This window comes from Pseudomonas sp. GW821-FHT03E01, assembly GCF_059420765.1.
On record NZ_JBWKUI010000015.1, the window covers coordinates 126153 to 145201 of the forward strand.

General features: G+C 56.3%; 17 protein-coding genes. 7 read left to right on the top strand and 10 right to left on the bottom strand.

Annotated elements, in window-relative coordinates:
* Positions 1-30: 30 nt before the first annotated feature.
* The 3 genes from tnpA to tnpC all read left to right on the top strand — a co-directional run bounded on the left by tnpA (position 31) and on the right by tnpC (position 2292).
* Entirely contained in the window at positions 31-363 is a 333-nt protein-coding gene (tnpA, locus tag AC07VO_RS24280; protein WP_086944210.1) for an IS66-like element accessory protein TnpA, read from the top strand.
* Positions 360-695 (top strand): IS66 family insertion sequence element accessory protein TnpB, encoded by a 336-nt coding sequence (gene tnpB / locus AC07VO_RS24285; protein WP_140393644.1) that lies wholly within the window; start codon positions 360-362, stop codon positions 693-695. Before tnpA ends, tnpB begins: the two co-directional genes overlap by 4 nt.
* Before the next feature lie 61 nt (positions 696-756).
* A complete protein-coding gene (gene tnpC / locus AC07VO_RS24290; protein WP_086946247.1) occupies positions 757-2292 on the top strand; it encodes an IS66 family transposase in 1536 nt (511 codons plus the stop codon).
* Between the two features lie 195 nt (positions 2293-2487).
* Here the strand turns inward: tnpC and AC07VO_RS24295 are convergent, their stop codons facing one another.
* The 3 genes from AC07VO_RS24295 to choX form a co-directional block, all read right to left on the bottom strand.
* Entirely contained in the window at positions 2488-3072 is a 585-nt protein-coding gene (locus AC07VO_RS24295; protein ID WP_086946248.1) for an HD domain-containing protein, read from the bottom strand.
* Position 3073: 1 nt separating this feature from the next.
* A complete protein-coding gene (locus AC07VO_RS24300; RefSeq protein WP_245846328.1) occupies positions 3074-4201 on the bottom strand; it encodes a TauD/TfdA family dioxygenase in 1128 nt (375 codons plus the stop codon).
* Between the two features lie 107 nt (positions 4202-4308).
* Positions 4309-5253, bottom strand: a complete 945-nt coding sequence (choX, locus tag AC07VO_RS24305) for a choline ABC transporter substrate-binding protein (RefSeq protein WP_086946432.1) — start codon at positions 5251-5253, stop codon at positions 4309-4311.
* A gap of 178 nt (positions 5254-5431) precedes the next feature.
* Between choX and AC07VO_RS24310 the strand changes: the two genes are divergently transcribed.
* Positions 5432-6352, top strand: coding sequence for a LysR family transcriptional regulator (locus AC07VO_RS24310; RefSeq protein WP_086946431.1), 921 nt, complete (start codon positions 5432-5434; stop codon positions 6350-6352).
* Between the two features lie 171 nt (positions 6353-6523).
* Here AC07VO_RS24310 and AC07VO_RS24315 read toward each other — a convergent pair whose 3' ends face one another.
* Complete coding sequence (locus tag AC07VO_RS24315) at positions 6524-7210, bottom strand: hypothetical protein (RefSeq protein WP_086946032.1); 687 nt, start codon at positions 7208-7210, stop codon at positions 6524-6526.
* Positions 7211-8037: 827 nt separating this feature from the next.
* On the opposite strand from AC07VO_RS24315, the gene AC07VO_RS24320 reads away from it, so the two are divergent.
* Both AC07VO_RS24320 and AC07VO_RS24325 read left to right on the top strand, forming a co-directional pair.
* A complete protein-coding gene (locus tag AC07VO_RS24320; protein ID WP_086946034.1) occupies positions 8038-8694 on the top strand; it encodes a VOC family protein in 657 nt (218 codons plus the stop codon).
* 265 nt (positions 8695-8959) lie between these two features.
* Positions 8960-9367: a DUF3224 domain-containing protein gene (locus AC07VO_RS24325; RefSeq protein ID WP_086946035.1), complete on the top strand. Its 408-nt coding sequence runs from the start codon at positions 8960-8962 to the stop codon at positions 9365-9367.
* 279 nt (positions 9368-9646) lie between these two features.
* Here AC07VO_RS24325 and AC07VO_RS24330 read toward each other — a convergent pair whose 3' ends face one another.
* Together AC07VO_RS24330 and AC07VO_RS24335 are read right to left on the bottom strand one after the other, a co-directional pair.
* Positions 9647-10414, bottom strand: a complete 768-nt coding sequence (locus AC07VO_RS24330; RefSeq protein ID WP_018929676.1) for an SDR family oxidoreductase — start codon at positions 10412-10414, stop codon at positions 9647-9649.
* A gap of 25 nt (positions 10415-10439) precedes the next feature.
* A complete protein-coding gene (locus AC07VO_RS24335; protein WP_086946036.1) occupies positions 10440-11507 on the bottom strand; it encodes a phosphotransferase family protein in 1068 nt (355 codons plus the stop codon).
* 188 nt (positions 11508-11695) lie between these two features.
* On the opposite strand from AC07VO_RS24335, the gene AC07VO_RS24340 reads away from it, so the two are divergent.
* Positions 11696-12091: a DUF4280 domain-containing protein gene (locus AC07VO_RS24340; RefSeq protein WP_018929674.1), complete on the top strand. Its 396-nt coding sequence runs from the start codon at positions 11696-11698 to the stop codon at positions 12089-12091.
* Positions 12092-12285: 194 nt separating this feature from the next.
* On the opposite strand, the gene AC07VO_RS24345 is transcribed toward AC07VO_RS24340, so the two are convergent.
* The 4 genes from AC07VO_RS24345 to tssH form a co-directional block, all read right to left on the bottom strand.
* Entirely contained in the window at positions 12286-12828 is a 543-nt protein-coding gene (locus AC07VO_RS24345; RefSeq protein ID WP_086946037.1) for a toxin-antitoxin system YwqK family antitoxin, read from the bottom strand.
* A gap of 12 nt (positions 12829-12840) precedes the next feature.
* Positions 12841-14850 (bottom strand): type VI secretion system Vgr family protein, encoded by a 2010-nt coding sequence (locus AC07VO_RS24350; RefSeq protein WP_086946038.1) that lies wholly within the window; start codon positions 14848-14850, stop codon positions 12841-12843.
* A gap of 61 nt (positions 14851-14911) precedes the next feature.
* Positions 14912-16363: a hypothetical protein gene (locus tag AC07VO_RS24355; RefSeq protein WP_064618264.1), complete on the bottom strand. Its 1452-nt coding sequence runs from the start codon at positions 16361-16363 to the stop codon at positions 14912-14914.
* Positions 16364-16503: 140 nt separating this feature from the next.
* Positions 16504-19047 (bottom strand): type VI secretion system ATPase TssH, encoded by a 2544-nt coding sequence (tssH, locus tag AC07VO_RS24360; protein WP_086946040.1) that lies wholly within the window; start codon positions 19045-19047, stop codon positions 16504-16506.
* Between the last annotated feature and the right edge of the window lie 2 nt (positions 19048-19049).

Genomic DNA, 19049 nt, shown 5'->3' on the forward strand with positions numbered 1-19049 from the left:
CCATTTCTAGCCTTTTAAGCGGGTCTTTCCATGCAGCCACAACGCCGATCCTATTCCAAATCATTCAAGGCCCAGGTAGTCCAAGAGTGCGCTCAGCCCGGCGCCTCGATTGCCCACGTCGCGCAACACCACAGCCTTAACGCGAACCTCGTCCATAAATGGATTCGGGTACAAACGAACGAAGTCACGGAGCTGCAACCTGCTTTCATTCCGCTACCTTTGCAGTTCGCCGGAGGGCATTCCCAGGCTGCGTCATCGAGCATCTGCGTTGAAATCCAGCACGCGCGTGGCACCGTCAAAGTGAACTGGCCGACCGAAAGCGCAGCCGACTGTGCCTCCTTTCTGCGAGACCTGTTGCGGTGATTCGAATCGATGCGATCTGGCTCGCCACCGAACCGATGGACATGCGAGCCGGCACCGAAACGGCGTTAGCCCGGGTCATTGCCGTGTTCGGTGCGGCAAAGCCGCACTGCGCTTATCTGTTCGCCAATCGCCGCGCCAATCGGATGAAAGTTCTGGTGCATGACGGCGTGGGTATCTGGCTGGCGGCGCGACGATTGAATCAAGGCAGGTTTCACTGGCCCGGCATTCGGCACGGATCGGAGGTCGAACTCGATAACGAGCAACTTCAGGCTTTGGTACTGGGCTTGCCATGGCAACGGGTCGGTGCTGGCGGCTTGATCACAGTGTTATAACGCCTGCCATTAGCCCATCGGTTTATCGCTGCTGACTTCCGGCTCTGGCACAATCAGCGGCATGACTTCCTCGCCCAATCTCGATCAAATGACACCGGAACAGCTACGTGCCTTGGCTGAACAGGCCTTGCAGTTGCTGTCTCAGGTTGACTCGATGGGCCAGAAAATCCACCGTCTTGAAACGGTCAACGAGCAACTAGCTCTTGAGATCGCCATCCTCAAGCGACACAAGTTCGCCAAGCGCAGCGAACAGCTAAGCCCTGACCAAGGTAGCTTGCTCGACGATCTGCTCGACACTGATATCGCGGCCATCGAGGCCGAGCTGAAGGCGGTCAATCCGCCACCTGCACCGGGTGAGCTACGTCAGACCCCCAAGCGTGCGCCGCTGCCGCCGCAGTTCCCACGTACAGTGATCCGTCACGAGCCAGAAAACACTCAGTGCGTCTGCGGCTGCCAACTTCAGCGCATTGGCGAAGACGTCAGCGAGAAGCTCGATTACACCCCGGGCGTGTTCACCGTTGAGCAGCATGTGCGTGGAAAATGGACGTGCCGCAAGTGCGAAACACTGATCCAGGCGCCTGTACCGGCCCAAGTCATCGACAAGGGGATCCCGACCGCAGGCCTGCTGGCCCATGTGATGGTGGCGAAGTTCGCCGACCATTTGCCGCTGTACCGGCAGGAGAATATTTTTGGTCGGGCCGGGCTGGCGATTGCCCGCTCGACACTGGCGCAATGGGTCGGACAGACCGGTGTGCAACTTCAGCCTCTGGTCGATGCGCTACGTGAACAAGTGTTGGCCCAGGGCGTGATCCACGCCGATGAGACTCCGGTTCAGATGCTTGCGCCAAGCGAGAAGAAAACTCATCGCGCTTACGTCTGGGCCTACTGCACCACGCCGTTTTCGGCGCTCAAAGCTGTGGTTTATGACTTCAGTCCCAGTCGCGCAGGCGAGCATGCGCGCAACTTCCTTGGGCGGTGGAACGGCAAGCTTGTATGCGACGATTTCGCTGGCTACAAAGCCGGTTTCGAGAAAGGCATTACAGAAATTGGCTGCATGGCCCACGCCCGTCGCAAGTTTTTCGATCTGCACGTGGCGAACAAAAGCCAGCTGGCTGAACAAGCGCTGTACTCGATTGGCGGCTTGTACGAAGTTGAACGCCAAGCTCGGGACATGTGCGATGAGGATCGTTGGCGAATACGCCAGGAAAAGGCGGTACCGATCATCAAAACACTGCATGACTGGATGTTGGCCCAGCGCGACCTGGTGCCCAACGGATCAGCCACGGCCAAAGCCCTGGATTACAGCCTGAAACGCTGGGTGGCGCTCACGCGCTACCTAGACGACGGGGCTGTGCCCATTGACAACAACCAAGTCGAAAACCAGATCAGGCCGTGGGCACTTGGGCGCTCCAACTGGTTGTTTGCTGGGTCGCTGCGCAGCGGCAAACGAGCGGCGGCGATCATGAGTTTGATTCAGTCAGCGCGTATGAACGGGCATGATCCGTATATGTATTTGAAGGATGTGCTAACTCGTCTGCCGACGCAGCGGGCGAGTGGGGTTACTGAGTTGCTCCCGCACAAGTGGGTGTCCGTTTAACTACGCAAGGCGTGCTTGCCGTAGCTTGAATTTTCTCGACCGTTGGATGGAGTTAAAGCGACAGAGCCATCCAAGCTCGCTTTCGCTCTTGTCGGAAAGGGCAAAAAACTTATCCCGAAAGATTAACTAAATGCATAGTTCCCGAGCCCAAAGCTTAAGGTACTTTCGGACTCGGGATAGACGATATCCAGTCGGTCAGCCAAGAGGGTACTCAGCACCTATCACTTCGGGATCAAACGGCTTGCGAGAGAATATTTTCCTGACCATTGGTGCGAAGTGCTCCAGATCTGGGGTAGGGAACGCTGGGTCAAAAGAGGCCTGATCCCAACGCTCGCAAAAATCTGCGCATAGCTGGAAGCATGGATGGTCTCTGTAGCGATCTCTCTCGTTACGGTCCCCGCCAAAGTAATGGGCATAGTAGAAGTTCTGGAACAGTCCATGATGATGCAGCACCCAGGCAACCTCGCCACGTACATAAGGTCGTATAATCGATGCCGCGTACTGAGAGTGGTTATACGGCGCGAGATCGTCACCGATGTCATGGATCAAGGCGCCTACGATCATCTCCTCATCTGCACCGTCTGCCTCAGCGCGAGCAGCCGTTTGTAAGGAATGCTCAAGACGGTTGATTTTGTAACCGCTTAGCGTAGTGGCCAACCCTTGCAGTGCATTCAGAATTCGATCAGCCAACCCTTTGTTGAACTCACTCTCCAGATGCTCAAGGAAATGGTATTCCTCGGACGTTCCATCTTTCATGCGGATGAACTCGACCTGCTCCATATCACGCGGCCTCTTCGGTTTGTTTGGATCCTTTGATAATTTCGCTCAAACGCTCACGCGGCCCGTCTAAGTCTATGTAGCATCCTTGCAGATGCCTTGCCCCTTCGGAAGGGTTGAAGCTTGTGCGGCCATGAAGGACTCGGCTGTTGTCGAAAAACATCAGCTCTCCGGCGGCTAACCGGAACCTCACCTCATAGTCTGGATGATTGAACAATTCGGCCAAACGCTTACGTGCTTTATGGAATGCCCGTACTTCGTCGGCCCTCAGCAGCGGTAAGCTGTCCAGACGTGGACTGTAGTGCACGCCAAGGGTCTGCCCAGTTTCATCGGTCTTGATCATCGGACGCCGGGTGGTCAGCTCTACACCTTTATCTACGAACCGAAAGCGAACCGGAGTGTTTTTGAGGAGCATGTAGCCTGCAAGGTCTTCTTGCATAAGCGCATCCACCACCTTAACGCTATCCACCATCGTCGAGAGCCCACCGGAGGTTTCGTTGACCAAGCAGTGCAAGAGCTGAATGCCCGGCACTGGGTCTCGGTAGGGATTATCGGTATGTGGGCCCAAGGCCACGGTGCTATAAGCTAAGTCGTTCGCCTTCGGTTTTGAACGAACTTCGAAATAAGTGCCAAAATTGGTTTCCTTGATGTACCCAAATTTTCGACCTACTTCGAGTACCTGCTCAGGAGTATTTGGGACGTTCGCAAGGACGATGTAGCCATATTGCAGGTAGGCCATAAGCGCTGCTTCGAATGCTTTGCTATCGCCCAGCGCTCGCCAGTCATGACGAATCAACCGCTGATCTAAACTGCTATCCCAAGCAATGGGCGCTGGGCTGTGATCGGCGTCAACAATTTCAGCCAGCAGATAGTCTGTTGTGTAGTGGGCACTATGACCGTCGCTGAAAGCAATTCGAACCCGCCCTTGTGAAAGGGGCTCAACCTCTGTCAATTGAACGTCTGGATCGATGAGGTGGGAATCGAACAGGCGCTGCTGCGTATTAGCGTCTGTCGACTCTGGATCCTGGGTTTTTTCACGGAGCCATAACGCAGGAATCTCGTACTCATCCTTGCCGGTGGAAAATTTGAGCGCGGGAGGAGTCTGTTGAATTTTCAATTCGGTGACTTGCATTTTTTGCAGATCCTGAGAGTGGAGGTGAACCCATTCTTTAGAGAAGTGTGCGTAATGAAAACGCGGGAAATCAGCATCTCTGCCATGCATTTTTCTAATGGTTAACGTCAGATGCCAAAGTAGGCGCGGGAAGCGCTCATGGCATCTTTCCCATCAAACGTCGTAACGCCGCCGAGCCATTTTTCCAGCCATGCGGGATTCCTCTTGATCCATTCTTTCGCGAGCATGACGGGGTCTTTTTTGTCTAGGACACCTACCATGATTTCGCTTTCCATATCGGTGTCGAAGCGCATATTGCTGATCAGCTTCGCAGCATTGGGGCAACGCGCGGCGTAATCGGGCGCCGTAACGGTGTACACAGTGGCTGCACCATAATCGGGGCCAAATACCTCGTCTCCACCTGAAAGGTAGGTCATTTTGAATTCTAGGTTCATCGGATGAGGCGCCCAGCCCAAGAACACGATTGGCCTTTTGCGTGCTATGGCGCGCGAGACCTCCAACCGCATTGCGGCTTCGCTGGACTCGACCAAGGTGAAGTTACCCAAACCATAAAGATTCTTTTCGATCATCTTCTTCAGGGATGAATTACCACCGCTTCCAGGCTCAATGCCATAGATTTTCCCACCCAACTGATCTTTAAATTTTGCAAGATCTTGGAAAGAATGCAGGCCCTGATCCGCTAGATAAGTGGGCACCGCCAATGTGTACTTGGCGCCAGTCATGTTCGGGGGCTGTTGCTTGAGCAGCTTGCCTTCTTTGACCAATGGCATGACGGTGGGATCGAGAGAAGGCGACCAATAATCGAGAAACGCGTCCAGTTTGTCCGCTTGGATCGACCCGAGAGCAATAGGCACTGCGACCAGCGTTTTGCTTGGGGCGTAGCCTAAGGACTCAGCCAGGGCCATCGTCACTCCATTGTTGGCAGCATTGTCCGCCCAGCCGAGATCGGCCAATCGAATAGACTTGCACTGTTCGGAATCACCTGCTGCGAAGGTGCTTAAAGAGGTGAATGCCAATCCAGAAAAAGCTAAGTAAAACAAGGCCTTGCGCATGAGTTGTCTCCGCGTACCAGTTAGGTCAACTAGGGTCAGTAGGTCTTGGCAGAGAACAAATTTGTGTGTGAGGATGACCGAGCTTTTTTGTTTTAGATTTCGGTTCAAGGCCAAGACTACTCAGTCCCCTGCGGATGAGATACACGTTTAAACCTTATACGGGGCATGCATAAATCTTATGGAAGGCCAGAGAAAAACTTTCCCTGCTATGAAGGCGCTGGTGGCTTTTGAGGCCGCAGTCAGACTCGGGTCTATGACCGCAGCAGCCAGGGAAATAGGCACCACTCAGCCTGCTATCTCGCAGCAAATCAGAAGCCTTGAGGAGACGGTAGGAGGGGCCTTGCTCTATCGCTCGGGCAATCACTTGCGGCCAACGGCCAGTGGAAAGCGCTTCTACGAAGACCTATCGCCCCTGCTTTCCAACTTAGACTCTGCGTTGGAAAGAGTCCAAGCAAGCCTTTCTAATCATCTACCATTGATTACCATTTCTGCGAATTTTGGTTTTTCCCATCTTTGGTTATTACCTAGGCTGCATCTTCTCCAGCTCGAATTTCCTGGCTTACGATTTCAAATTCTTCCTATGGACTCGCACGACACATCCAATTTGCATGACGTAGATTTGGCCATCAGCTTCGATCAACGTGATCCAAAAATGGAAAGCGAAATCATGCTCGCGCCGGAGAAGGTCTTTCCAGTATGCAGCCCGGCTTTTGCGCAGCAGCACGGTTTATGGACTGACGTAACACAGAGCGACTTGAAGTCGCTGGCGTTGCTTCATATGGATGAACGCAATCCAAGGTGGTTGGATTGGGCGAGATGGTCTGCCCTTGCTGGGTTTGGTTCAATTGATGAAAAAACCAGTTTCACTTTTAACAATTATCCATTGCTTTTGAACGCTGCAATTCAGGGAAAAGGCCTCACGCTCGCTTGGGGTGCACTTGTGGATCAGGCGATCCAGGATGGCCTATTGGTGCGGTTAGGGCCTACAGTAATTCGTGATGACCACGGTTACCTACTGCGCACTCGGCATCGTAACAACTCACTGATCACCCCTGTAATTGAGTGGTTTAGGTCGTCTATGGCTCATGCGAACTCCTGATTTTTATGGGTTTCGTGCTTACAGATACCTAAACGCGCGCAGTGCTAGGCGTACGTAAGGTGCGTTAGCCGGACGCTTACGGTGGGGATGACACCATCGCGGCTCCACGCAGCGCATTTATAGCGAATGCAATTCCACTCTTCGTAATCCACCCACCTAGGCATGTAGAGGTCATTGCTTATACGTGAGTTTCTGCACTTGCCCTGTAACACTTTTCAGGCCTGATTTCGGTAATTCAAGCGTATGGAACTCAACGCCCATTGAGTCAGCATGGTGTCGCTTAAGCAAGTAGAGCATGTCGCCAGACTCTGCTACCTGGCATCCCTCGTACTGGTCGAGATTTGCGTAAACCACTTGGCGAACAATACATTCTGAAGCGAGTTCCAGCGCCGCCGCCCGTCCTGCGTTCGATGGCACCCGCACCAAGAGATACCAAGCAGACATCAGCAGAAACGCGAGTATGCAAATGGAGCCGACAACCACAAACGCGCCTCGATTTTCAACAGCCCGGTCGCGCATGTTGGCCATCCATTTCGGCACTATGACGGGCTTGCCCGTGTCGTTTCCTGGTTTCTCAAAAAGTACCAAAAGAAGGGTTACTGTTCCGACCAGAGCCATTGCGAACACCAGAGCTGCAAGGAAGGACCCAAACCCGGCGGCTCCGTAGGCCACGAACTGCTGCGCGCTGATGCTCACCCGATCAATCGGCACATCCAGTGTTAGATAAAATTTCTCCAGGTGCGCAAAACCGCTAAGGGTAAAAGCTCCCACCATGCTCGCTATAAACAGGGCAGCGTCGATACGCAGATACTTTCTGAAGCTGCGGAGGCTTTCCTCTCTTGCGATGCGGTCCGTCAAAATGTTGATCTCCTTAAAGTAGTCAGGCTGAGCGTTGCCCCACGAGTATCATGGGGGACTTCCTGATGGTCGAGTTGAAGCCATTTCTCAGACGCTATGACCGGCCATCAAATCAGCTGCTGAGTAGACTTTCCATATCTGATTTTGTAGTGGGCGCGAGCGTAACTGGCTGGCCGAGAGCCGCCCATCCCGACACGAAGTTATTCAGCGATCACACCTATTCGGCTTGCAACGGCTAGCGTCGTTGGTCGATCCCGCTATCATGCATGGCGTAGATCACGAATGTAGATAACGCTATGCCAAAATTGTCATTCGCCGTCAGAATTTTGTTCGCATGCTGCCTTTTCATCGCAACCGCTAATCACATTCGTGCAGACGTTTCGCATGGGTTGCTCTGGGACTACGGATACGGGCCTAGCGCTTACTTGGCTAGCCGTATTTTCTGGGGGGCGCTTACGTTTTTTGACCCGCTCGCAGCATTGCTACTGTTCATCAAGCCAAGAGCCGGAATCGTGCTTACGTTAGCGATTATTTTGGTCGACGTGACCCATAACACTTTATACGTCGCGTTGAATCAACAATGGCTGGAGCCGTTTTACCTGTCCCAGGTAGCTTTCCTTGCCACAGTATTCCTACTCTCACCCATCGCTTGGAATCGCCCTATTCGAGGCGTAGCGCTCACCAATCCAGTCCGAATGTGATTCGCTCCATTTATGAAGTAGGAACTCTTCGATCTCACGCGGCTGCCTACGCATCGGGCGAGTGAAGTTGCTGACCTTCCGCCAAATAATTCGGCAATCAAATCACAGGATTAAAGGGAATTAACGATGGAAATAGATCACATTTTTATTTGTGTGAGTGATGACGGGCGAGGCGCTGACGCTCTGAAAGCCCTCGGGCTCGCTGAAGGGACGCCAAACGTACACCCAGGCCAAGGCACTGCCAATAGAAGGTTCTTCTTCCGAAATTCTTTCATTGAGCTTTTACATCTCACCGATGAATCAGAAGCTCAAAGTCAGTTAACGGCGCCAACCCAACTCTTTGACCGACTCAAGTGCGCAGATGGAGTCGCCGCGCCCTTTGGAATTTGCTTCAGACCATCCACCGTAGGCGAGAAGCCAATATTTCCGGTCTGGGAATATCGACCTGTTTACTTACCAGCTGCCCTGAAAGTCGACGTGGGGCGTGCGCCTGTATCCGAACCGATGTGGTTTTTTCTTTCGTTTGCCAAGAGACCAGATGAGGCTCCGATTGAGCGAGCGCAGCCGTTTGAACATCCCAACGGCTTTCGCGACATTACATCTGTGCGAGTTAGCACCCCCAACAGCCAAGCTTTTTCTACCCCTGCGAACTGCGCAAATCAGCTGAAAGGATTTGAAATTGTTCATGGTGATGAGCATCTGGTCGTATTGGAAATCGATCATGGCGCAAGTGGCCAGACACACGATTTCCGTCCTGGGTTGCCGATGATTATGAACTGGTGATGGATTGGCCTAACTATTCAGCCGACATCTCGTTCTGATCCCAACGCTGGGGGCGCTGGTGTGTACGTCATTGAAGTTTAGATTCAGCAGCGCGGTTGGCCGGGAGCTTATGAGTACGCTCCCCCCAAAAACCGATATGGCTCTGCGAAGTTGCTGCCACATAGATGGAAATATGCTTAGCTCCGTAGAGCGTTTTTTGGCTCAGTGCGTGCTGTGCTGTGGACTAGAATGAGAACCTCACTCATTTGGATAGGGACGGATGTGAATGGAAGCGTTAGCCACTTTTGCTACTAAGAATTTCAAACCAACAGGCCTGAGCCCAACCCCCGAGATTACTACCTCCTTACCAGTGTCTATCTGCACCATGGAGAAATGCTACTCAGGTGCTATCGACGGTGTTTCCTCAACAGTTTTTACTGCGGCGTTCGATCAGACGACCAGGACGGGCAGTTACATCGCTATTGAGAGCTTCAAAGGTGCGGTGAATGGAAAAGAAGGCGCCTTCAATTTCATCCACTCTGCCTCCACAACCGGCACTGATCGGGCAGATGAGTTTTTCTGCATAGTCGGAGGCAGTGGTACAGGTGATTTGAGAGGGATATCGGGATCAGGAGGGATCAAAGTCGATACCGATGGCACGCACCATATTTGGTTGAATTACCAACTCGAATAGGTCAGAAGTAAGTTTTGAGGTAATGCCGCAGAGGACCCCGTTGCCCTAGATGTTGCATCAGGGTGGGTGTCTTCACCGGATGCTTACGCTGGATTTGACTGGGAAGCCGGTTGAGTTTGTGCAGGGGGAATAGAGTCGTTCCTGGGTCCAGTCCCTCGAATACAAACCATTACCCGACACCCGATGCATCTCAGAAACAGGCGAGAGTCTTCCACGAGCCCTCCGATCAAACACCAAAGGCAGCCCTGAGGCTGCCTTCGGTTTATTCGCAAAACCGAATCAGGACAGGAACCCGCCATCCACATTCAGCGAAACCCCGGTCGTATAGCTGGAAGCATCACTCGCCAGGTACAACACCGCACCGGCCATTTCACTCGGATCCGCCACGCGCTTGAGTGGAATCTGCTGCAATGCGGTGTTCAAAATTGCCTCGTTCTTCACCAGCGCCGATGCAAACTTGGTGTCGGTCAAACCCGGCAGCAAGGCGTTGCAGCGAATGCCGAACTGCGCGCATTCCTTGGCGAACACTTTGGTCATGTTGATCACCGCTGCCTTGGTCACCGAGTAGATGCCCTGGAATATCCCCGGCGAGATGCCGTTGATCGAGGCGACGTTGATGATGCTGCCACCGCCGTGTTCGCGCATCAGCTTGCCGGCTTCCACCGACATGAAGAAGTAGCCGCGAATGTTCACGTCGACGGTTTTCTGGAAGGCGCTGAGGTCGGTGTCCAGCACGTTGCAGAACTGCGGGTTGGTCGCGGCGTTGTTGACCAGGATGTCCAGACGCCCGAATTGTTCGCGGATGGCGGCGAAGACCTGGGTGATCTGTTCCATCTCACCGATGTGGCAGGCAATGGCAGTGGCCTTGCCGCCGGCGGCGATGATCGCGTCGGCGACGTGCTGGCAGCCGTCGAGCTTGCGGCTCGAAACGATCACGTGGGCACCTTGCTGCGCCAGCAGTTTGGCGATGGCTTCACCGATGCCGCGACTGGCACCTGAGACGAAAGCGATCTTGCCGTCGAGGTCGAACAACTGAGTCTTGGACATGATTTTTCCTTGTTATGGGGCCCGATCAGAGGCTGGATTTCTGAATGACCTGCAAGCTCATCTGCTCCAGCAGTTTGTTCATGTGAATGAACTGTGCGAAGCGTTTGTCCTGGGTCTGACCATGGAAGAAGCGGTAGTAGATCTGCTGCACGATGCCGGCCAGACGGAACAGGCCGTAGGTGTAGTAGAAGTCGAAATTGTCGATCTGGATGCCTGAGCGCTCGGCGTAGTAATCGACGAATTCGCGGCGGGTGAGCATGCCGGGGGCGTGGCTTGGCTGGCGGCGCATCAGTTGCACCGGTGCCGGGTCGTCGGCTTCGATCCAGTAGGCGAGGGTGTTGCCCAGGTCCATCAGCGGGTCACCGAGGGTGGTCAGCTCCCAATCCAGCACGCCGATGATCTGCATCGGGTTGTTCGGGTCGAGGATCACGTTGTCGAAGCGGTAATCGTTGTGGACGATGCTCGACGTCGGGTGATCGGCTGGCATTTTGTCGTTGAGCCAGGCCTTTACCGCTTCCCACTTCGGCGCGTCCGGGGTCAGGGCCTTCTCGTAGCGCTCGCTCCAGCCTTTGATTTGCCGCGCGACATAACCTTCGGGTTTACCGAGATCACCCAGGCCATAAGCCTTGTAGTCGACCCGGTGCAATTCGACGAACTTGTCGATGAAGCTCTTGCACAGGGTTTCGGTCTTCGCTGAATCAAGACCCAGTTCCGGTGGCAGTTCGGAGCGCAGGATGATGCCCTTGACCCGTTCCATCACATAGAACTCGGCGCCGATCACCGATTCGTCAGTGCAGTGCACGTAGGCTTTGGGGCAATAGGGAAAACCGTCCCGCAGTTGATTGAGGATGCGAAATTCACGGCCCATGTCGTGGGCGGACTTGGCTTTGTGGCCGAATGGCGGCCGCCGCAGGACGAATTCCTGTTCGGGGTATTCCAGCAGGTAAGTCAGGTTCGACGCACCGCCCGGAAACTGGCTGATCACAGGCAAACCACTCAGACCCGGAATGTGCGCCTTGAGGTATGGATCGATCAGGCTGGCATCGAGTTCTTCGCCAGAGCGGATACGGGTGGACTGGTCAGTAAGCGCCATGCTTATCCCTTCTGCTTATTTTGGAGGCCAGACATCATTGGCTAATCTAATGGCGCGCCGGGGTGGCCACAAGCGCGGCACGGTCTTATAGGTTAGCGTGTTGCCGGATAATCAGCGTTCCTGATGTGCGCGAACAGGCGCGGCGGACTATGGTTCAGGGAGCGTCGCTTCCAGGAAGGAGATTCAACATGGGCTGTCCGCAAGTTTGCGCCACCGCGACCCTGCAATGCAGTTTCGGCGCGGCGCCGGCGGTACTCAACGTGCTGCCAGTGAACCGCACAATGACCGGGGGCATGCCGGCGGCGAACATCATGGACCACATTCCGTTGGTGAACGTCATGCCGTTCGGCACGTGCATGAGCATGGCCAACCCGATGGTCGCGGCCGCCACCGCCGCCGCACTTGGCGTGCTGACGCCGATGCCGTGCATCCCGGCCACCGCCACCCCATGGATCCCCGGCGGCGCGCCGACCCTGCTGCTGGGCGGCATGCCGGCCATCGATGCCAACAGCACTTTGATGTGCAACTGGGCCGGAGTGATCAAAATCGTGATGCCGGGGCAAATGCAGATGCTGATTCCCTGATCGCCACAACCTCTGTAGCAGCTGGCGAAGCCTGCGTTCGGCCGTAGCAGCTGTCGAGCTTGCGAGGCTGCGTTCGGCTGCGAAGCAGTCGTAAAACCTGAGACTGCGGTACATCAGGCAGACTGAGTCAGCCGGACTTGCGACTGCTTCGCAGCCGAACGCAGCCTCGCGCTGCTCGGCAGCTGCTACAGAACTTAGGCTTGAGCAGGATCGCTCCAGCGCCTGAACCACCAGCGCATTCGTGAGATCGGCTTGCCGTCGGCGTCCAATGGTCGTCCGTCGCTGGCGAAGCCCTGTTCCGGTTCCAGCAATTGACCGTTGAGATATCGAGCCTCGACGGCCGGCTTGCCGTTCGGATGAAAGCGTTGATAGCGCCCGTCGCGCACGCCGTCGCGGTAAAACTCGACCTCCGCCAGTTGCCCATCGGGAAAGTAATTGAACGCCTCGCCATGCAACAGCCCTCGGCGATAAGTCGCCTTGCGCTGCAGACTGCCTTCCGGGGCATAGAAACTGGCAACCCCCTGCAGCTTGTCATGGACAAATGGCAGCTGCGCCGAGACCTTGCCATTGGGGTGGTAGAGCAGGGTGGTGCCTTGCAGCTCGCCCCGGTTGTAGTGCAAATCAGCCTGCGCGCGCCCGTCATCCTTGATGTGCAGCGCACCGTCGAGCTGGCCATCGAGCAGGCGCCCTTTGAGCTGTTTATCGTTCTGCTGCAAATCCAGCGGCGTGATGGCCATGGCGTCTCCTCATCAGTTGACCTGCACCAGACCACCCTTGATGGTCAGCATGCCGCCACCATCCACGGTCTGCGAAGCGGCGCCCTTGTTGGTCAGGCTGATCCCGGCATCGTTGGTCATCGTCGTGCCGGCCTTGTTCTCCAATGAGGTACCAGCCTGGTTGCTCACAGAGGTCCCGGCCTTCTGGCTGATCGAAGTACTGGCCTCGGCCGCCAGATCGGCGCCGCTCTTGATCGCGAAACTGCCACCGCTTTGCAGGGTCAGGGTGCCGGTCACTTTGATGGTCAGGTTGCCGTCCACCGTCAGGCTGTAATCGCCGGTGACCTTGTGCGTGTAATTGCCGCCGGTACTGTGGGTCTGGTCAGCGCCCACGGTCACCGTGCGGCTGTCCTTCACATCGAGCGTGTCGCTGCCGGTCTGGATGGTCACGCTGCGTTTGCCTTTCTCCAGGGTCACGGTCTCGTCGCCGTCCTTCACCGTGCGCGTGCGAGCGTTCTGCACGGTCAGGGTTTCATCGTGGCCGACCGTGGCGGTGGTGTCGTTGAGCACGTTGATCTTCAGGTCTTTCTGCGCCTGCAAAAACACCTCTTCGGCGTCTTTCTTGTCTTCGAAGCGCAACTCGTTGAAACCGCCGCCGCCCTTGGACGATTGGGTCTTGATTCCCGACTGGGTCTGATTCGCCGGCAGCGCATAGGGCAGCGCGTTGTCACCGTTGTAGACGCAGCCGGTTACCAGCGGTCGATCCGGATCGCCATCGATAAAGGTCACGATCACTTCCTGGCCGATGCGCGGCACGAACTGCATGCCGAAGCCCTTGCCACTCCAGGGCAGTACAACTCGCACCCAACAGGAACTGGTTTCGTCGTTCTTGCCGTCGCGGTCCCAAGGGAACTGCAACTTGATCCGGCCGTATTCGTCGGTCCAGATTTCTTCGCCCGACTTGCCGACGACAATTGCCGTTTGCGGGTGCATGCGCGGTTTGGGGGTGATGCGTTCCGGGCGGTACGGCGTGGCCTTGGGGATTGCCTCGAAGCGATTGCGATAGCTGTCGTGACTGGCGTCATGTGTCACCGCCGTCACCACCCAATCGATGTTCAACGTTGAATCATCGTGCCCGGCGAGGGTGAACCAGTGCCCCGGCACCAGCCAGCGGCAGTCGCTTTCACCGACAAAGCGTTTCTCCTGACTGCGCAAGCCGTCGACCCGCTGCTTGGTCAATGCATCGCCGCGCGCCTTGGCGTTGTAGCCGCCCGGATGCTCATACATCGAACGCGGCCCGGCCACCGCTTCGGCCTGGCCGTACAGCGATGTGGTCGGGGTGGTGAACTCATAATCCGTCGACCGATACACACCAGCCACGGCCTGAACGCAGACCTGCCCGGAGCGAATGCCGTGCAGTTCACGTTCGCCCAGTTGCTGGCCGAGATAGCTGACCTTGGGTCCATTGGGAATCGGCACAAACGCATCGTTACTGTCACCCAGCACCAGCGTGTGCTTGCCGTCCTCATGGGTGAAAAACCAGAAAATCCCTTCTTCCTCCAGCAACCGCGAGACGAACGCGAAATCGGTTTCGCCGTACTGCACGCAGTATTCGCGCGGGGTGTAACTGCCGGTGAGTGAGAGCTTGAAGTCGGTGAAGGCGTGGGCCTTGAAAATCGTGGTGACGATGTCTGAAGTGCTGAGGTTCTGGAACACGCGGTTGTTGCTGGCAAGGGTCAGCCACCAGAGCCATGGCCGTAGTACAAGCTGATAGCGCTCGGCGGTGGCGTCGGCGGGGAGTTGTCGGATTTCGGCGACCAGCGCGTCCAGCGGGCGGGTGAGGGCGTCGTTGTGCAGGGTGGCGGTGATGTGGGTGGCGACGGCGGTGGTCAGGGTGAGCGAGGAGCCGTCGTTGAGGCCGTTGAGAATTTGCGAGCCGAGCTGGTTGAGGGCCTCTTCGCCGGAAAGGGATTCAGGGTAAAGCGCCGACAGCGAGGCGGCGGTGAGGGAAAGGCTGGTGGTGGCATCGACGGAGCGGGGCATCAAGTAGCCTCAGGTGGTCAATGAATCAGCTTCGCAGCGAACCATTCTTGGCGCGGCGGCATCAACTAAGCTTAAGTCCGGCCAATGAGCAGCGTTCATCTATTGAAGTGTCTGATATGAAACTAATTCTCGACTTGATAAGGTTGTAGAAGTCGCGTTTGCTGAGGCCGAATACCTCAGTGCTACCCTTGGTTTTTCTGCTGCGGGCCATGATGGTCCGAATCACAAGATCGTTGATCTGATTGGCCGATAACTCGTCAAACATTAAGGTGAACAATACGGCTAATTGGTTGGCGTCTGCCAGATTTATGTTGGTGTTGTTTTCAGTAATGGCATATTCCTGATAGGTGTTCTGATAGTTGAGTGTCAGACGCTGTTTGATGGGAATATAGTGGTTCAGGGCAGAAATACTGGCCACCACCACGGCGATACCATCGGGAACTTGAGCATTCCAGGGTAAATGGGCCATGGGTGCCGGTTTCTTTTTAGTGGGAACCGGTTTTCCTGAGGTAGGATTGACTGTCATGGCGGTGAAGTTGTAAGTGGCAGCACCGACAATCATCACTCCGTTGTCACTGGTGCCCAGTGCCAATACACTTTTGTATTGCGTGCCTAATGCACCGCTGGCGTCGAGGATAGGAGAAAGGTCATCCCTGATGTCTGGGTCCATTACCTGATAGATATGATCCGTAACAGTAGGGTTGTCGTCCCCGCCTAATGAATAAATGAACTGATCGGCGATATAACAGAAATCTTCGTCTTTGACGTGTATATGCAACCGTTCACCAACATATTCGACCTCGGTAACCTCTTTTAATAACTGCAGGTTGTGAGTTTCGCAAAGCTTGATGATCTTTGCATTCCTGGCCCCAGGCAGTACTGCTCCCGTGAATTCGGAGCCGCCGGGGCGGGCAAGCCAGTTCATCTTTGGCGAGTGTTTGCTGGCAATATCGACCACCCAGGCGGCGGTGGCGCTACCGCCGTAGATAGCGCGGTCAATATTGGGAACTTGTTGCTCCTCGTCTTCAAGAAATTCGATACCTTCGATAACTTGTGAGTATTCAACACCGGGCGCAGGTGTTCCTGTTATTTTGGGCGGTTTACGTTGGGCGCCAATGCCGGTGGCAATCACTATTTTTTCAACGATTAAGGCATGCGAGGTATCAAACCAGGCGACGTAATTTCCTGGTTGGGTGAGTGACTTGGATATCCGCCGTACCTTGCGTGAAGGATTGTGACCGTAGCGACTACCTTTGACGATTTCACTGACGCCTTGCTGAAAAACACCTGAGGAGAGGAAGTTGTCCAGGCTCATTTCACCATTGGCAACCGTGAACGACGGTGGTGGAGAACCCGGTAAGTGCAGGAGGTGGGCGGGCTGGCCCATGGGGTGTTCTACGAGTTTTGCCCATAGTCCATCCTCACCGACAACTACAGTTTTATAGCCATCGGATGAGGTGTTCAGGAACACTGCAGCGGAAACGCCTGCGCCTATTATCAGTCGGGTCGGCATGATGACTTACCTCATATTGGCTGCACTACCTTCATCGAAAAATAACCAGCACAGCACATGGCAACTGCTTCCTCTGCTATGCGACATCTTCGGGTTTACACTTTGCTCCTGTTTACACAAGAGAGTCAGTCGTCCGGGAGTTACTCCAACACCCACTCCGCCAACTTCCCCGTCACCTGCGTCATCAACACATTCTCGACATCCCTCGCACCCGCCGCACTGCACTTGGCCAACACCGCCTGCACAATCCCGGCATCGAACTCAAACTGTTTCCCGGTCGCAGCCTTGTACCGGCCGCGCAATTTCTCCAGCTTCGCCAGCACAATCCCTTCCAGCGTCGCTTCATCCAGTGGCCGATACGCCACCACCGTCATGCGCGCCAGAAACGCCGGGCGAAAGGCTTTCAGCAGCACGTGATGCAGCACTTCGTTGAAGGCATCGGTGCCCAGTTGAGCGGTCGGTGTGTCGAGCAGCAACTCAGCCCCGACGTTGCTGGTGGCGAGCATTACGGTGTTTTTGAAGTCCACCACCAGCCCGGTGCCGTCTTCCATCACGCCTTTGTCGAAGACGTTGTAGAAGGCTTCGAGCACGTCCGGATGGGCCTTTTCGATTTCGTCGAGCAGCACCACCGAATAGGGTTTGCGCCGCACCGCTTCGGTGAGTACACCGCCGCTGCCGTAGCCGACGTAGCCGGGTGGGGCGCCTTTGAGTTGGCTGACGGTGTGGGCTTCCTGGTATTCGGAAAGGTTGATGCTGATCAGGTTGCGTTCGCCGCCATACAGCGCGTCGGCCAGGGCGTAAGCGGTTTCGGTTTTGCCGACGCCGGTGGGGCCGACCAGCAGGAACACGCCGACCGGTTTTTGCGGGTCGGTGAGGCCGGCGCGGTAGGCTTGCAGGCGTTGGGCGATGGTGTTCAGCGCGGTGCTCTGGCCCATGACGCGCAGGCCCATGCGCTGGCCGAGGGTGCGCACGGCATGGGCTTCGTCGGCGAGCATCTTGCCCACCGGGATGCCGGTCCAGCCGGCGATCACCGCAGCCACGGTTTTGCCGTCGACCTGCTCCGGCACCAGCGGATCGTCCTGGCGAATGGCGTCCAGCCCGGCCTCCAGGCGCACCAGTTCGGCGGCCAGATGATCGATGCGGCTATCAGTCGCTTCGTCCGGTTTATCGTTGTCGGCGCGTTCGCTCAAGGTGAGTAATTCGCGACGGGTTTCCAGCAGTTCGCGCACGGCGATCCGTTCTTCGTTCCAGCGAATTTCCAGCTCGCGAATGGCCTGCACGTTACCCACGGATTCGGTTTCCAACAGGGTAATGCGTTCACGGTGATCGAGCCCGGTGGCCTGTTCGCGACGCAGGCGTTCGACTTCATCCTTGAGGCTCTGCTGGCGATGGCGCAGGCTTTCCAGCGGTGGCGGCACGTCGTGCTGGCCGAGGGCGACCCGGGCGCACGCGGTGTCGAGCACGCTGATGGCCTTGTCCGGTAACTGGCGCCCGGAGATGTAGCGGTGGGACAGTTTCACCGCTTCGTGGATCGCCGCGTCCAGCACCTGCACACCGTGATGCTGTTCCAGTTTCGCAGCCACGCCACGGAGCATTTCCACAGCGGTGATTTCGTCCGGCTCCTCGACTTGCACCAACTGAAATCGCCGGGCGAGGGCGGGGTCTTTCTCGAAGTATTTTTTGTACTCAAGCCAGGTGGTCGCGGCCAGGGTGCGCAACTCGCCACGGGCCAGCGCCGGTTTCAGCAGATTGGCCGCGTCGCTGCCGCCTTCCGCGCCGCCAGCACCAATCAGGGTGTGGGCTTCGTCGATGAACAGAATGATCGGTTTGTCGGCGCTGCGCACCGCGTCGATCACGCCTTTGAGGCGCTGCTCGAACTCGCCCTTGACCCCGGCGCCAGCTTGCAACAGACCGAGGTCGAGTACCCGCAGGCTGACTTCCTGCAACGACGGCGGCACATCCCCGGCGGCAATGCGCAACGCCAGGCCTTCGACCACCGCCGTTTTGCCCACTCCCGGTGCGCCGACCAGGATCGGGTTGTTCTGCCGACGGCGCAGCAGGATGTCGATGCACTGACGAATCTCGCCGTCGCGGCCGACGATGGGGTCGATGCGCCCGGCGTGGGCATCGGCGGTCAGGTCCTGGGTGAACTGGTCGAGCACCGAATCCTGTTTCGGTTGCGGATGGCCGGTACTGACCGGCCGCGTGCCGCCAACGTGTTCGCGCGAGTTTTCGGTCCACTCCAGCAAATTACTGCGCAAGGCTTCCCGTGGAATTTTCAACAGCGACGAGGCGCTATTGAGCAGCAGGCTGCGACGTTCATCACGGTCGAGCAGGGCCAGTAGCAGCAAACCGGAGCGGATGCTCTCCAGGCCAAGCACACTGGCCTGAACCACCGCGTCTTCAAGCAGGCCGATGGTGTGCGCCGAGAGCGCCGGGGTGCGGGTGCTGCCGGATTTGAACAGTTCCAGGGCCTTGTTGATTTCCGCCGTCAGAGCATCGCGCTCCAGCCCGAAGCGCGGCAGCAGCCAGGCGAAGTCGCCGCCCTCGATGTCCAGCAACTCCAGCAGCAAGTGTTCGATTTCGACGTAATGATGACCCCGTTGCAGGCAGCGCTGCGCGGCCCGTTCGAGGGCGCGGCGGTTGTCCGGGTTGAGGCGTCCGATCAGGCTGGCCAGTTCCATGT